15 protein-coding genes are annotated in these 13,988 nt (G+C 74.5%); 13 read left to right on the top strand and 2 right to left on the bottom strand.

The window, feature by feature from the left end:
• Nucleotides 1–38 precede the first annotated feature (38 nt).
• From E9565_RS15270 to E9565_RS15305, 8 genes are all read left to right on the top strand, one after another.
• Complete coding sequence (locus E9565_RS15270; protein ID WP_236827716.1) at nucleotides 39–449, top strand: cobalamin B12-binding domain-containing protein; 411 nt, start codon at nucleotides 39–41, stop codon at nucleotides 447–449.
• 174 nt (nucleotides 450–623) lie between these two features.
• On the top strand, nucleotides 624–1,784 hold the full coding sequence (gene sucC / locus E9565_RS15275; protein WP_236835739.1) for an ADP-forming succinate--CoA ligase subunit beta: 1,161 nt from the start codon (nucleotides 624–626) through the stop codon (nucleotides 1,782–1,784).
• A 31-nt stretch (nucleotides 1,785–1,815) separates the two neighbouring features.
• Nucleotides 1,816–2,691 carry a succinate--CoA ligase subunit alpha gene (sucD, locus tag E9565_RS15280; RefSeq protein WP_236827718.1) on the top strand — a complete coding sequence of 292 codons (876 nt, stop codon included), beginning with the start codon at nucleotides 1,816–1,818 and terminating at the stop codon, nucleotides 2,689–2,691.
• Nucleotides 2,692–2,851: 160 nt separating this feature from the next.
• Nucleotides 2,852–4,051, top strand: coding sequence for a hypothetical protein (locus tag E9565_RS15285; protein WP_236827731.1), 1,200 nt, complete (start codon nucleotides 2,852–2,854; stop codon nucleotides 4,049–4,051).
• A gap of 84 nt (nucleotides 4,052–4,135) precedes the next feature.
• Entirely contained in the window at nucleotides 4,136–5,332 is a 1,197-nt protein-coding gene (locus tag E9565_RS15290; RefSeq protein ID WP_236835741.1) for a DUF6350 family protein, read from the top strand.
• Between the two features lie 56 nt (nucleotides 5,333–5,388).
• Nucleotides 5,389–6,012 carry a phosphoribosylglycinamide formyltransferase gene (gene purN, locus E9565_RS15295; RefSeq protein ID WP_236835743.1) on the top strand — a complete coding sequence of 208 codons (624 nt, stop codon included), beginning with the start codon at nucleotides 5,389–5,391 and terminating at the stop codon, nucleotides 6,010–6,012.
• On the top strand, nucleotides 6,012–7,562 hold the full coding sequence (gene purH / locus E9565_RS15300) for a bifunctional phosphoribosylaminoimidazolecarboxamide formyltransferase/IMP cyclohydrolase (protein ID WP_236827721.1): 1,551 nt from the start codon (nucleotides 6,012–6,014) through the stop codon (nucleotides 7,560–7,562). Before purN ends, purH begins: the two co-directional genes overlap by 1 nt.
• A 41-nt stretch (nucleotides 7,563–7,603) precedes the next feature.
• On the top strand, nucleotides 7,604–8,215 hold the full coding sequence (locus E9565_RS15305; protein ID WP_236827722.1) for a pentapeptide repeat-containing protein: 612 nt from the start codon (nucleotides 7,604–7,606) through the stop codon (nucleotides 8,213–8,215).
• A 3-nt stretch (nucleotides 8,216–8,218) separates the two neighbouring features.
• Here E9565_RS15305 and E9565_RS15310 read toward each other — a convergent pair whose 3' ends face one another.
• The gene (locus E9565_RS15310) at nucleotides 8,219–8,743 is read right to left on the bottom strand and encodes a hypothetical protein (RefSeq protein WP_236827723.1); all 525 of its coding nucleotides are present in this window, start codon (nucleotides 8,741–8,743) and stop codon (nucleotides 8,219–8,221) included.
• A 98-nt stretch (nucleotides 8,744–8,841) separates the two neighbouring features.
• Between E9565_RS15310 and E9565_RS15315 the strand changes: the two genes are divergently transcribed.
• From E9565_RS15315 to E9565_RS15335, 5 genes are all read left to right on the top strand, one after another.
• A complete protein-coding gene (locus tag E9565_RS15315; RefSeq protein ID WP_236827724.1) occupies nucleotides 8,842–9,711 on the top strand; it encodes a bifunctional methylenetetrahydrofolate dehydrogenase/methenyltetrahydrofolate cyclohydrolase in 870 nt (289 codons plus the stop codon).
• Between the two features lie 2 nt (nucleotides 9,712–9,713).
• Nucleotides 9,714–10,013: a DUF3017 domain-containing protein gene (locus E9565_RS15320; RefSeq protein ID WP_236827725.1), complete on the top strand. Its 300-nt coding sequence runs from the start codon at nucleotides 9,714–9,716 to the stop codon at nucleotides 10,011–10,013.
• Nucleotides 10,014–10,061: 48 nt separating this feature from the next.
• Nucleotides 10,062–11,015 carry a malate dehydrogenase gene (mdh, locus tag E9565_RS15325; protein ID WP_236827726.1) on the top strand — a complete coding sequence of 318 codons (954 nt, stop codon included), beginning with the start codon at nucleotides 10,062–10,064 and terminating at the stop codon, nucleotides 11,013–11,015.
• Between the two features lie 76 nt (nucleotides 11,016–11,091).
• The gene (locus E9565_RS15330) at nucleotides 11,092–12,306 is read left to right on the top strand and encodes an NADP-dependent isocitrate dehydrogenase (RefSeq protein ID WP_236827727.1); all 1,215 of its coding nucleotides are present in this window, start codon (nucleotides 11,092–11,094) and stop codon (nucleotides 12,304–12,306) included.
• A 203-nt stretch (nucleotides 12,307–12,509) separates the two neighbouring features.
• A complete protein-coding gene (locus E9565_RS15335; protein ID WP_236835745.1) occupies nucleotides 12,510–13,409 on the top strand; it encodes an endonuclease domain-containing protein in 900 nt (299 codons plus the stop codon).
• Nucleotides 13,410–13,460: 51 nt separating this feature from the next.
• Here E9565_RS15335 and E9565_RS15340 read toward each other — a convergent pair.
• A partial coding sequence (locus E9565_RS15340; protein ID WP_236835747.1) for a CAP domain-containing protein occupies nucleotides 13,461–13,988 on the bottom strand: 528 nt, incomplete at its 5' end.

Genomic DNA, 13,988 nt, shown 5'->3' on the forward strand with positions numbered 1-13,988 from the left:
CGCCACTCCCGGCGCTCCGCGGCCCTAAGCTCGCCGTCGTGGTGGACGAACGCATCCGGGTGGTCATCGCCAAGCCGGGACTGGACGGGCACGACCGCGGCGCCAAGGTGGTCGCGCGTGCGCTGCGCGACGCCGGCATGGAGGTCGTCTACACCGGCCTGCACCAGACCCCGGAGCAGATCGTCGAGACGGTCGTGCAGGAGGACGCCGACGCCGTGGGGCTCTCGGTCCTCTCCGGGGCGCACATGACGCTCTTCGCCCGGCTCGTCGAGCTGCTGCGGGAACGCGGCGTGGACGACGTCGTCGTCTTCGGTGGCGGGATCATCCCGGAGGAGGACGTCCCCGAGCTCCGGCGCATCGGCGTCACCGGCATCTTCACGCCCGGCGCGACCACCGGGGAGATCGTCGAGTGGGTGCGCGAGCACGTGGGCGAGCCCGCCGCGGGGTGACGTACTGGAACGGCCGCCCCCCAGGGGCCCGCTCCGAGCGTGCGAGGCGCGGGGGGAAGGCGGTCCTTCCGCTGCCGCGGAGGGGTGAGGTGCGTGTGACGCACCCCACCCCCGGCCCCTCCCGGGAACGCCCGGGGCAGCGGTCCGGTTCCGGGCGGTCTACGGTGCCTGTTCGTGGATCTCTTCGAGTACCAGGCCCGTGACCTGTTGGCCTCGCACGGTGTCCCCGTGCTCCCCGGCGGTGTTGCCGAGACCCCTGAGCAGGCGGAGGCGATCGCCCGCGAGATCGGGCAGACCGTCGTCGTCAAGGCGCAGGTGAAGGTCGGTGGCCGCGGCAAGGCCGGCGGCGTCAAGCTCGCCGACACCCCCGAGGACGCCAAGGCGCGCGCCCAGGACATCCTCGGCCTCGACATCAAGGGCCACATCACGCACCGCGTGATGGTGGCCCAGGCCAGCGACATCGCGGAGGAGTACTACTTCTCCTACCTGCTCGACCGGTCCAACCGCACCTTCCTGGCCATGGCCTCGAAGGAGGGCGGCATGGAGATCGAGCAGCTCGCCGTCGAGCGCCCCGAGGCCCTCGCCCGCATCCCGGTCGACGCGACCGTCGGCGTCGACAGCCAGAAGGCCGCCGAGATCGTCGACGCCGCCGGGTTCCCCGCCGAGGTCCGGGACCAGGTCATCGCGATCGCCGTCCAGCTGTGGGACACCTTCGCCAAGGAGGACGCCACGCTGGTCGAGGTCAACCCCCTCGCCAAGGCGCCGGACGGCACGGTGCTCGCGCTGGACGCCAAGGTGACCCTCGACGCGAACGCCGACTTCCGGCACGAGAACCGGGCCGCGCTCGAGGACGCCGCCTCCGCCGACCCGCTCGAGGCGCGGGCCAAGGAGAAGGACCTCAACTACGTCAAGCTCGAGGGTGAGGTCGGGATCATCGGCAACGGTGCCGGCCTGGTCATGAGCACCCTCGACGTCGTCGCCTACGCCGGTGAGGAGTTCGGCGGCGTGAAGCCGGCCAACTTCCTCGACATCGGTGGCGGCGCCTCGGCCGAGGTGATGGCGAACGGCCTGGAGATCATCCTCTCCGACCCGGCCGTCAAGAGCGTGTTCGTCAACGTCTTCGGAGGCATCACCGCCTGCGACGCCGTGGCGAACGGCATCGTCCAGGCCCTGGGCATCCTCGGCGACGAGGCCACCAAGCCCCTGGTCGTCCGTCTCGACGGGAACAACGTCGAGGAGGGGCGGCGGATCCTCGCCGAGGCCGACCACCCGCTGGTCACCCTGGTCGACACGATGGACGGCGCCGCGCGCCGGGCCGCCGAGCTCGCCGCCTGATCGCCCCCGACCTCAGACAGGACCTGAAGAGATGTCGATCTTCCTCAACGAGAACAGCAAGGTCATCGTCCAGGGCATGACCGGCTCCGAAGGCATGAAGCACACCCAGCGCATGCTCGCCTCGGGCACCGCGATCGTCGGTGGCGTCAACCCGCGCAAGGCCGGCCAGTCGGTGGACTTCGACGGCACCAGCGTGCCGGTGTTCGGCGGCGTCGCCGAGGCCATGAAGGAGACCGGCGCCGACGTCAGCGTCATCTTCGTGCCGCCGCCGTTCGCCAAGGCCGCCGTCATCGAGGCCGTGGACGCCCAGATCGGGCTCGCCGTGGTCATCACCGAGGGCATCCCGGTGCACGACTCGACCTACTTCTGGGCGCACGCCCAGGGTGGCTCGACCCGGATCATCGGCCCGAACTGCCCCGGCCTGATCAGCCCCGGCCGCAGCAACGCCGGCATCATCCCGGCGAACATCACCAAGCAGGGCAAGATCGGTCTGGTGTCGAAGTCCGGCACGCTGACCTACCAGATGATGTACGAGCTCCGGGACATCGGTTTCTCGACCGCCGTCGGCATCGGTGGCGACCCGGTCATCGGCACCACGCACATCGACTGCCTGCAGGCCTTCCAGGACGACCCGGAGACCGAGGCCATCGTGATGATCGGCGAGATCGGGGGCGACGCCGAGGAGCGGGCCGCCGACTTCGTCAAGGCCAACGTCACCAAGCCGGTCGTCGGCTACGTCGCCGGGTTCACCGCCCCCGAGGGCAAGACGATGGGCCACGCCGGCGCCATCGTGTCCGGCTCGGCCGGCACCGCCCAGGCGAAGAAGGAGGCCCTCGAGGCCGCCGGTGTGCGCGTGGGCAAGACGCCGTCCGAGACCGCCCGGCTGATGCGCGAGATCGTCGGCTAGCGGGTTCCCGCACCCTGACCGACCCGCTGCCCGGTGACCGCCACGGTCACCGGGCAGCGGTGCGTCGGGGGCAGGACGTGATGAACCGGCGCGCCGTTGCGCGCCGCTCGCCCCGACCGCCACGATCGATGCGCACCCGTTCCGTCCGGAGGAGATGACCGTGACCGCCAGCCAGCCCCCGCAGCCGCCCGAGGGTGGCCGACCGCCCGCGGGTGCCCAGCCGCCCGAGGGGCAGGCGCACGAGGCGCCGCGGGTGGCGGGACCGGGGGAGCAGCACGGCGGGACCCCCCAGGAGCAGCGCGGTGCCGGCCACCCCGGGCCGGGGCCGTCGCAGGGGCAGCCCCCGTACGGCCAGCCGGGCTACGGCGCGTACGGGCAGCCCCACCCCGGTCCGCCGCACCCGGGTCAGGGTCCGTACGGCCAGGCCCCGTACGGGCAACCGTCCTACGGCCAGCCGGGGTTCGGGCAGCCGCCGTACGGCCAGCCGGGCTACGGCGGGTACGGGCAGCAGCCGTACGGGCCACCGCCCTACGGGCAGCCGGGCTACGGCGGGTACGCCCAGCCGGGCTACGGCGGGTACGGCCCGGGGCCCTACGGCGGGCCCCCGCCGGGCCATGGCCAGCAGCCCTACGGGCACCCGTCCCCCTTCCCACCGGGTCACGGCTACGGCCCCGGGTACGGCCGGCGGCCCGGTGGTGCGGAGTTCTCCTACGACCCCAAGCGGCTGGCCTGGACCGACCTCGCCGTCGCCGGCGGCACGCTGCTGTTCCTGCTGTTCGGATTCCTGCCCTGGTGGCGGTTCGGCGACGCGACGTTCGGCGTCACGTTCAGCGGCTTCGAGGACGGCATGGTCGTGGCCGCCTTCGTGCTGTTCCTCCTGGCGACGACGTGGGCGGTCCTGCCGGCGTTCGTCCGGACGACGACGACGTTTCCGCGCTCGGGGGTGACCGCCGGCCTGGCCGGGCTGGGGCTGGTGCTGACGCTGTTCTCCTGGCTGGACACGTTGCGGTACGCCTTCTCCTTCTGGGCGCTGATGGGCTTCCTCACGGCCGTGGGCACCACCGTGGTCGCGGGGCTCGCCCTGCGCCGGGAACTGCGGGAACGCCCCGCGCGGCCGGCCGTCCCGCAGCCCGGCGGACCGTGGCCCGGACAGCCCCAGCCCTGGGCCGGCCAGCCCTGGGCGGGCCAGCCCTGGGCGGGGCAGCAGCCCTACCAGCAGCAACCGACCTGGCCGGCGCAGCCGCCGCGCCCCGGGTCCGAGCCCGCTTCCGGCCCAGGCGGCGGTGGGACCGGTGGCGCCACCGCCTCCGGCGAGGCGCCGGGAGACACGCAGAGCGACCGTCCCGGCACGGAGACCTGACCGGCGTCCCGGCGCGGCCGCACGACGGCGGCGGCTCCGGCGCGTGCGCCGCACATCGGCGCGGTGGCTTGCGAGAGTGGGGAGGTGGTCCCGCTGCTCGCACGCCTGCCCTTCCGGCGGGACGACGGGTCGGCGACCCGCCCCGCTCCGCCTGTCGTCCTGACCGCCCTCGCCGCGGCCGCCGTCACGGTGGTCGGCCTGGCCGGCCTGTGGCTGGCCCTGGTGGTCGTGCACACGCTGGACCCGGCCGGTGGCATGCCGGCCGGGGGCTCCGCGGCCCTGGGCAGCCGGTTGTGGCTGCTCGCGCACGGGGCGGAGCTCCGCCCGGCCTCCGGCCCCCTCGCGCTGGCCCCTCTGCTGCTGACCCTGCTCGCGGCGGGCGGGTTGTCGTGGGCCGGGCGGGTCGCCGTCCGGCTCCTCGACGACGGGGCGCCGGCGCGGGCGGTGGCGCGCGCGGGGACGACCGTCGTGCTCGTGCACCTGGCCCTCACCTGGCTGCTCGCGCTGCTGGTGGACGACGCTGACGTGGGTACCGGCTGGCCGCGCACGCTGGTGGCCCCGGCGGTGCTGGCGCTGGTCGCCGTGGGGTGGGGCGCCGGCCGCGAATCCGGTCTCGCCGACGCCGCCCTGGGCGGTCTGCCGGGGATCGCCCGCCCCGTGCTGCGCGCGGTGCTCGCCGGGCTGCTGACCGCGCTGGCCCTGGCCTTCGTCGTGGTCGCGGTCGCGCTGGCCAGCGACGCCTCGGGGTACGCGGCGCTGTCGGGCGCCCTCGGCGGGGCAGGGGCCGGGGCGCTCGGGCTGCTCGGCCTGAGTGCGCTCTACCTGCCCAACGCGGCGGTCGCCGTCCTCGGGCTGGCCGCCGGCCCGGGCTTCTCCGTGGGCACCGGCACGCTGGTGTCGGTGCACGGCGTCACGCTGGGCAGCGTGCCCGCCCTGCCGCTGCTCGCGGCGCTGCCCGACACGCAGGCGGTGCCGCTGGTCGCCTTCGTCTCGCAGGTCCTCCCGGCGGTGGCCGGGCTCGTCGCCGGCCGGACCGCGGGCCGGTGGTTCACCGACCGGGACGGCGGGTCGGTCGTCGCCGGGCTCGCCGGGCTGCTGGCCGGGTCGCTGCTGGGGCTGCTCGCCGGGCTGCTCGCCTGGGTCGCCGGCGGTGCCCTCGGGGACGGCGCGCTCGCCCAGGTCGGTGCCCCGCCGGTCGCCACCGGCCTCGCGTTCGGGGCGCAGGCGGCGATCGCCGCCGCGGTCGCGGCCGCCGTCACCCGCTGGCGGGCGCTGGGCTGAGGATCCCGTCGCCGGGGCTCGGTGGGGGGCGAGGGGGTCCTTATAGGGTCGGCACCGTGCCCACCGACGCGTCCCCCACCCGGGCGAGGGTCGTCGTCCTGCTGTCGGGGACCGGGTCGCTCTGCGAGGCGCTCCTGGCGGCCGCCGCCGACCCCGGCTACCCGGCGGAGGTGGTCGCCGTCGGCGCCGACCGCGAGGCCCCGGGGCTCCAGCACGCCCGGCGGCGCGGGCTGCCCACCTTCGTCTGCGCGCTCGGCGACCACCCCGACCGGCCGGCCTGGGACCGCGCGCTGGCCGAGCGGATCGCCGCCTTCGGCCCCGACCTCGTCGTCTCGGCGGGTTTCATGAAGATCGTCGGCCCGGCGGTGCTCGATGCGTTCGAGGGCCGGCTGGTCAACACCCACCCGGCGCTGCTGCCGGCGTTCCCCGGCGCGCACGCGGTCCGCGACGCCCTGGCGGCCGGCGCCACGGTGACCGGCTCGACCGTGCACCTGGTCGACGCCGGCGTCGACACCGGGCCGGTGCTCGCGCAGCGCGAGGTGCCGGTCCTGCCCGGGGACGACGAGGCGACGCTGCACGAACGGATCAAGGCCGTGGAGCGCGAGCTCCTGGTGGAGACGGTGGCGGCGTTGGCCGCCGCACCCCCGACCACCCCGCACCGGACGAGGAAGAGCACCTGATGAGCGACCGCACCCCGATCCGCCGCGCCCTGCTGGGCGTCTACGACAAGTCCGGCGTCGAGGAGCTGGCCCGCGGGCTCGCCGCCGCCGGGGTGGAGCTGGTCAGCACCGGTGCCACCGCGCGCCGGATCGCCGACGCCGGGGTGCCGGTCACGCCGGTGGAGCAGGTCACCGGCTTCCCCGAGTGCCTCGACGGGCGGGTCAAGACGCTGCACCCCGCCGTGCACGCCGGCATCCTCGCCGACCGGCGCAAGGACGAGCACGTCGCGCAGCTGGCCGAGCTCGGCATCGCCGCCTTCGACCTGGTCGTCGTGAACCTCTACCCGTTCACCGAGACCGTGGCCTCCGGTGCCGCTCCGGACGAGTGCGTCGAGCAGATCGACATCGGCGGCCCGGCGATGGTGCGCGCCGCGGCGAAGAACCACCCGTCGGTCGCCGTCGTCGTCGACCCGGCCCGCTACGACGACGTCCTCACCGCGGTCACCGCCGGCGGGTTCACCCTGGCCGAGCGGCAGCGGCTGGCCGCTGCCGCGTTCCGCCACACCGCCTCCTACGACGTCGCCGTCGCCTCGTGGATGGGCAACGTGCTCGCCCCGGACGACGACAGCGGCTTCCCGGCCTGGGCCGGCGGGAGCTGGGAGCGGGCCGACGTCCTGCGCTACGGGGAGAACCCGCACCAGGCCGCCGCGCTGTACCGCTCGGACCGGCCGGGCCTCGCGCACGCCGAGCAGTTGCACGGCAAGCAGATGTCCTACAACAACTACGTCGACACCGACGCCGCCTGGCGCGCCGCGCACGACCACGACGAGCCGTGCGTGGCGATCATCAAGCACGCCAACCCCTGCGGCATCGCCGTCGGGGCGGACATCGCCGCCGCGCACCGCAAGGCGCACGCCTGCGACCCGGTGTCGGCCTTCGGCGGGGTCATCGCGGCCAACCGCGAGGTCGACCTGACCATGGCCGAGCAGGTGGCCGAGGTCTTCACCGAGGTGGTGGTGGCCCCCGGTTTCACCGATGACGCCGTCGCCGTGCTGACGGGGAAGAAGAACATCCGGCTGCTGCGGCTGCCGCACCTGCCGGAGACGGGCGTGGAGCAGCGGCCGATCAGCGGTGGGCTGCTGCTGCAGACGCGCGACCGCATCGACGCCACCGGCGACGACCCCACCACCTGGACCCTCGCCACCGGTGAGCCGCTGGACGCCGCGGGCCTCGACGACCTCGTCTTCGCCTGGCGGGCAGTGCGCGCGGTGAAGAGCAACGCGATCCTGCTCGCCCACGACCGGGCAACCGTCGGCGTCGGCATGGGCCAGGTCAACCGGGTCGACTCCGCCCGGCTCGCGGTCGCGCGGGCGGGGGAGCGGGCGGCCGGGTCGGTCGCCGCCTCGGACGCGTTCTTCCCGTTCGCCGACGGGCTGCAGGTGCTGCTCGACGCCGGCGTGCGCGCCGTCGTCCAGCCCGGCGGGTCGGTGCGCGACGAGGAGGTCGTGGCCGCGGCGGCCGCCGCCGGGGTGCCGCTGTACCTGACCGGCACCCGGCACTTCGCCCACTGAACGAGGACCGGCGTCCCGTGCGGCACTCGTCGCGACCGCACGTGCGCCCCCCGGAGGCGGGGGCGCACGTGGCGGCGGCCGACTACGCGCGGGTGGACTGGTGGGGGGTCGAGCTCGACGGCGTCACCTTCTCGCGGTGCCGCTTCGACGACGCCGGACTCGAGGAGCTGGTCACCCGCCGGTGCGTGTTCGACGAGTGCGTGCTCACCGGGGTCCGCATGGGCGGCTCCCGGCACCTCGGGACGGCGTTCCTCTCCTGCCGATTCGACCGGGCGCGGCTGTTCGACACCACCCTGGACGGCTGCAAGCTGACCGGGTCGCACTTCCTCGGCGCCTCCCTCCGGCCGTTGACCGCCGTCGACTGCGACTGGTCGTGGACCTCGCTGCGCGGGGCCGACCTGTCGGCGCAGCAGCTGTCCGGGCAGCGGTTCCGCGAGGCCGACCTCACCGACGCCGACCTGCGCGGCGCCGACCTGAGCGGCGCGGACCTGGAGCGGGCGCGGCTGCAGAACGCCAAGCTGCGGGGGGCCGACCTGCGCGGCGCCTCCACCGATGAGGTGGACTGGCGTTCCTTCGAGCTGACCGGCGTGCACCTCGACGCGCTGCAGGCGGTCCAGGTGGCCCGCGCCCACGGCGCGCGGGTCGACGGCTGAGCGCTACCGCGACGCGTAGCGGGGGCCGGTCAGCACGGCCTTGAGCGAGCCGAGCAACCCCAGGACGGCGACGGCGATGGCGCACCAGAAACCCGGGCCGAAGAAGCCGAGGTCCCAGCCCGCGTCGACCAGCGGCACGAGCACCGCGGCCGTGACCACGCCGCTGACCACCAGCGCCAGCAGCCCCACGAACCGGTGGCTGCGGGCGGGCAGCCACAGGGCGATGCCCAGGAGCAGCAGCAGCCCGCCGCCGAGCACGATGGCCAGCGGCTGCCACCCGCCGTCGTCGAACACCTGGCCCAGGTCGTCGAACGCCTCGCGCACCAGCGTCCAGCCGCCGGCGTCGCGGTCGCGCAGCCAGTCCAGCGGCAGGCTGACGGCGGCCGCGATCCCCGCGAGGATGCACAGCAGCCCGCCCAGGCTCTCGGGCCCGCGGAAGGCCACCGGCCGGCTGGAGTAGGCAGGGTCGGTCGCCGCCGGTCCGGCGCCGTGCGACGCGGACGCGCCGGTCGGGGTGGGGTCGCTCATCGCGCACCTCCGCGGGTCGACGGGGCCGGGGCGCCCCGTTGCGGTCGACCCTAGGGCCGCACCGACGCCGACGGGACCCGTTCCGGCAGACTGTCGGTGTGCCCGCGACGATCCTGGACGGCAAGGCCACCGCGGCGGCGATCCGCGCCGAGCTGACCGAGCGGGTGGCCGCTCTCACCGCGGCCGGTCACCGGCCCGGTCTCGGCACCCTGCTGGTCGGCGACGACCCCGGCAGCCGGTGGTACGTCAACGCCAAGCACTCCGACTGCGCCGAGGTGGGCATCGCGAGCATCCAGCGCGAGCTGCCGGCGACCGCGACCGAGGCCGACGTGCTGGCCGTCGTCGCCGAGCTCAACGCCGACCCCGGCTGCACCGGCTACATCGTGCAGCTCCCGCTGCCGGCGGGCATCGAGGAGAGCCGCGTCCTCGAGGCCATGGACCCGGCCAAGGACGCCGACGGGCTGCACCCGGTGAACCTGGGCCGCCTGGTGCTCAACGTCCCCGGGCCGCTGCCCTGCACCCCGGTCGGCATCGTCGAGCTGCTGCGCCGCTACGACGTGCCGATCGCCGGGGCGGAGGTCGTGGTCATCGGTCGCGGCATCACGGTGGGCCGGCCGCTGGGCCTGCTGCTCACCCGGCGCACCGAGAACGCCACGGTGACGCTCTGCCACACCGGCACGCGCGACCTCGCGGCGCACGTGCGCTCGGCGGACGTCGTCGTCGCCGCCGCCGGGGTGCCCGGCCTGATCACCGCGGCGATGGTCAAGCCCGGGGCAGCGGTCCTCGACGTGGGCGTGAGCCGGGTCGACGGGAAGATCGCCGGCGACGTCGCCAAGGACGTCGTCGACGTGGCCGGGCACGTCGCGCCGAACCCCGGTGGGGTGGGGCCGATGACCCGGGCGATGCTGCTGCAGAACGTGGTGCTCGCGGCGGAGCGGGCCGCCGCGCTCGAGGCTCTCTCGGCCTGACCGTGACCCGCCCGCCGCTCTACGTCCGCCGGCCCTTCCTCGCCGGCCTCCTGCGGCAGCTGCCGCTGCTGGCGGTGCTGGTGGTGGTGGCGATCGGGCTGCTGCTGGTCACCTTCGAGCACTGGCGCTGGGGCCTGGTCGTGCTCGGGACGTCGCTGGTGGGGGCGGCCCTGCTGCGGCTGCTCCTGCCGGTGCGGCGGGTCGGCTTCCTCGCCGTGCGCAGCCGCGCGGTCGACGTCGTCCTGCTCGCCGGGGCAGGGGGCACCCTCGCCGTCGTCGCGCTGGCCATCCCGGGGACGTGAGCGCACCCGGGGCGGCACGAGGCGCCGACCAACGCTAGGTTGACGGCCATGGCGAAGCAGCCCAGGAACGGCAAGGTCACCGTGGTCGGTGCCGGGTTCTACGGCTCCACCACCGCACTCCGCCTGGCGGAGTACGACGTCTTCGAGACCGTCGTCCTCACCGACATCGTGGAGGGCAAGCCCGAAGGTCTGGCGCTGGACATGAACCAGTCCCGGCCGATCGAGGGCTTCGAGACGCAGGTCGTCGGTGTCGGCGGCGGCTCCTACGAGGGCACCGAGGGTTCCGACGTCGTCGTGATCACCGCCGGCCTGCCGCGGAAGCCCGGCATGAGCCGGATGGACCTGATCGAGACGAACGCGGGCATCGTCCGGCAGGTGGCGGAGAACATCGCGCGCACCTCGCCCGACGCCGTCGTCATCGTCGTCTCCAACCCGCTCGACGAGATGACCGCGCTGGCCCAGCTGGCCACCGGCTTCCCGAAGCACCGTGTCATGGGTCAGGCGGGCATGCTCGACACGGCGCGCTTCACCAACAACGTCGCCGAGGAGCTGGGCGTCCCGGTCTCCTCGGTGCGCACCCTGACACTCGGCTCGCACGGCGACACCATGGTCCCGGTGCCGTCTCGGTGCACGGTCGACGGCAAGCCGCTGGCCGACGTCATGGCGCCCGACCGCGTCGAGCACCTGGTCCAGCGCACCCGCAACGGTGGTGCGGAGGTGGTGGCCCTGCTCAAGACCGGGTCGGCCTACTACGCTCCCTCCGCTGCAGCCGCCCGCATGGCCCGCGCGGTCATGGAGGACTCCGGTGCCGTCATGCCCGTGTGCGCCTGGGTCGACGGCGAGTACGGCATCTCCGGGGTCTACCTCGGGGTGGAGGCCGAGATCGGCCGGGAAGGCGTCCGGCGGGTCGTCGAGAGCGACCTGGCGGACAGCGAGCTGACGGGCCTGCGCGAGGCCGCCGAGGCGGTGCGCGCGAAGCAGGCCGACGTGGCCGACCTCTGAAACGGACCCCGCTGCCACCCACCGCTCGCACGCGGCGGGACCCTGCAGCGGGGCCACGAGAGCACAAGGAGAACGCGTGAGCAAGATCAAGGTCGAGGGCACCGTCGTCGAGCTCGACGGCGACGAGATGACCCGGATCATCTGGCAGTTCATCAAGGACCAGCTGATCCTCCCGTACCTCGACGTCAACCTGGAGTACTACGACCTGGGCATCGAGTCGCGCGACGCGACCGACGACCAGATCACCGTCGACTCCGCCAACGCCATCAAGAAGCACGGCGTCGGGGTCAAGTGCGCGACGATCACGCCGGACGAGGCGCGCGTCGAGGAGTTCGGCCTCAAGCGCATGTACCGCTCGCCCAACGGCACGATCCGCAACATCCTCGGCGGCGTCATCTTCCGCGAGCCGATCATCATGGAGAACGTGCCGCGGCTGGTGCCGGGCTGGACCAAGCCGATCGTCGTCGGCCGTCACGCCTTCGGCGACCAGTACCGCGCGACCGACTTCCGGTTCCCCGGCGAGGGGACGCTGACCATCACCTTCCAGCCGAAGGACGGCGGCGAGCCGATCCAGCACGAGGTGTTCCAGTCGCCCGGCGGCGGTGTCGCGATGGCGATGTACAACCTCGACGAGTCGATCCGCGACTTCGCCCGGGCCTCGATGAACTACGGCCTGCAGCGGGGCTACCCGGTCTACCTGTCGACCAAGAACACGATCCTCAAGGCCTACGACGGCCGGTTCAAGGACCTCTTCCAGGAGGTCTTCGACGACGAGTTCAAGGCGAAGTTCGACGAGGCCGGCATCACCTACGAGCACCGGCTGATCGACGACATGGTCGCCGCCTCGCTCAAGTGGGAGGGCGGCTACGTCTGGGCCTGCAAGAACTACGACGGCGACGTGCAGTCCGACACCGTGGCGCAGGGCTTCGGCTCGCTCGGCCTGATGACCTCGGTGCTCATGAGCCCCGACGGCCGCACCGTCGAGGCCGAGGCGGCCCACGGCACGGTGACCCGGCACTTCCGCCAGCACCAGCAGGGCAAGGAGACGTCGACCAACCCGATCGCGTCGATCTTCGCCTGGACCCGGGGCCTGGCCCACCGCGGCAAGCTCGACGGCACCCCTGAGGTGACCCGCTTCGCCGAGACGCTGGAGAAGGTCTGCATCGACACCGTCGAGGGCGGTCAGATGACCAAGGACCTCGCGCTGCTGATCAGCAAGGACCAGCCGTGGCTGACCACCCAGGACTTCCTGGCGGCCATCGACAGCAACCTCAAGAAGGCCATGGCCTGAGGTAGGACCTGACGCGCGGCGGCCCCCGCACCCACTCCCGGGTGCGGGGGCCGCTCCGCGTCCCGGGCCGGATCCGCGCCATCGCCGGGCGCGAGATGCGCCGGATCGGGGTCGGCAGTGATCGGAATCGCCCGATCTGCCGCATCTCGGCCGCCTGTGGATGGAGCCGGTGGCCGGCGAGCGCGTCGGGGCAGGCTGCCGCCGTGCCGAGTGCCCGTCGTCCCGAGGTCCTGCGCGGTGCGGTCTTCCGCGGCCGTGACGTCGTCGCCGACGGCGTGCTGACCCGGGAGGAGCTGCGCAGCTCCGCGTGGCGGCGGCTCTTCCACGGGGTCTACGCCGACGCCCGGCTGCCCGTGTCGTTCGGGCTGCGGGTGCGTGGTGCACGGCTGCTCATGCCCGGGACGGCGGTCTTCTGCGGCCGCACGGCTGCCTACCTGCACGGCGTGACCGGCCTGGTCGATGCGGACAGCCCCGTGGAGCTGATCGTGCCGACGTCGTCGCGTGCCGGTGCTGCGGCCGGTCTGCACGTCCGGCGGACGGTGGTCGAGCGCCCCGACATCACGCAGCAGGGACCGTTCAGGTTCACGACCGGGGTGCGCACGGCCGTGGACATCGCACGGTTCGAACCCCTGCTCGACGCGGTTCCGGCGCTCGATGCGCTCGTCGCTGCCCGGGTGGTGGGACCGGCGCTGCTGGCGGAGGCGGCTGCTGCCGTGCGCGGCGTGCGAGGCGCGGACCACTGCCGCCGGGCGGTGCCGCTGGTCGACCCGCGAGCGGAGTCGCCGCAGGAGTCGCGGCTACGCGTGCTGCTCGCCCTCGCCGGGCTGCCGGCCGTCCCCCAGCACGTCGTCCGGGACGCCGACGGCTTCGTGGCGCGGGTGGACCTCGCCTACCCGGAGCTCCGGGTAGCGGTCGAGTACGACGGCGCCTGGCACGGCGCAGCGGACCAGCTGCGCCGCGACCGCCGGCGGCTCAACCGGCTGGTGGCCGCCGGGTGGACCGTCCTGCACGTCACCGCCGCGGACCTCCACCGCCCGGAAGCGCTGATCGCGCAGCTGCGACTGCTCCTGCGGACCGCCGAGATGCGCCGGATCGGGCGGTGACCGGTCCCCGGTAGCCCGGTGTGACGCATCTCGTCGCAGCCGGAGGGTGGGTCAGCCGAAGAGCTGGGTCCACCAGGGGCCGCCGGAGCCGGTCGCCACGCCGACGCCCAGCCGGGTCAGGCCGCAGTCCAGGATGTTGGCCCGGTGGCCCGGGCTCCCCATCCACGAGGTCATGACGGCGGCGGGATCGGCCTGCCCGCGGGCGATGTTCTCCGCCCGGGCCGTGACGCCCGCCCGGTCGGCACGGTCGAACGGGTCCAGCCCGTCGGGGTCCACGTGGTCGAAGAAGCCGCGGTCGCGCATGGCGGCGCTGTGCGCGCGGGCGACCGCGGCGAGCCCGTCGTCGGCCGCGACCGGGTCGCACCCGGAACGGGCGCGTTCGGCGTTCACCAGCGCCAGGACCTCGCCCTCGACCCCGGCGGCGGCCGGGGCCGTGGCCGTCGCCGGAGCCGGGGGAGGCGGTGCGGGCGTGGCGGCGGCCGTGGCCGGGGCGTGGCCGGTGGACGCGGGAGCGGGAGCGGGAGCGGGTGCAGGCGCCGGTTCCGGGCCCGGCCGCGAGGGGGCCGCGGGGTCAGGGGC

This window comes from Blastococcus sp. KM273129 (assembly GCF_021698995.1).
Classification (GTDB): Bacteria; Actinomycetota; Actinomycetes; order Mycobacteriales; family Geodermatophilaceae; genus Blastococcus.

Excerpts from the sequence above, each read along its gene's own strand:
- sucD (WP_236827718.1), top strand. The coding sequence starts at position 1,816 with ATGTCGATCTTCCTCAACGAGAACAGCAAGGTCATCGTCCAGGGCATG.
- purH (WP_236827721.1), top strand. The coding sequence starts at position 6,012 with ATGAGCGACCGCACCCCGATCCGCCGCGCCCTGCTGGGCGTCTACGAC.
- E9565_RS15310 (WP_236827723.1), bottom strand. The coding sequence starts at position 8,743 with ATGAGCGACCCCACCCCGACCGGCGCGTCCGCGTCGCACGGCGCCGGA.
- mdh (WP_236827726.1), top strand. The coding sequence starts at position 10,062 with ATGGCGAAGCAGCCCAGGAACGGCAAGGTCACCGTGGTCGGTGCCGGG.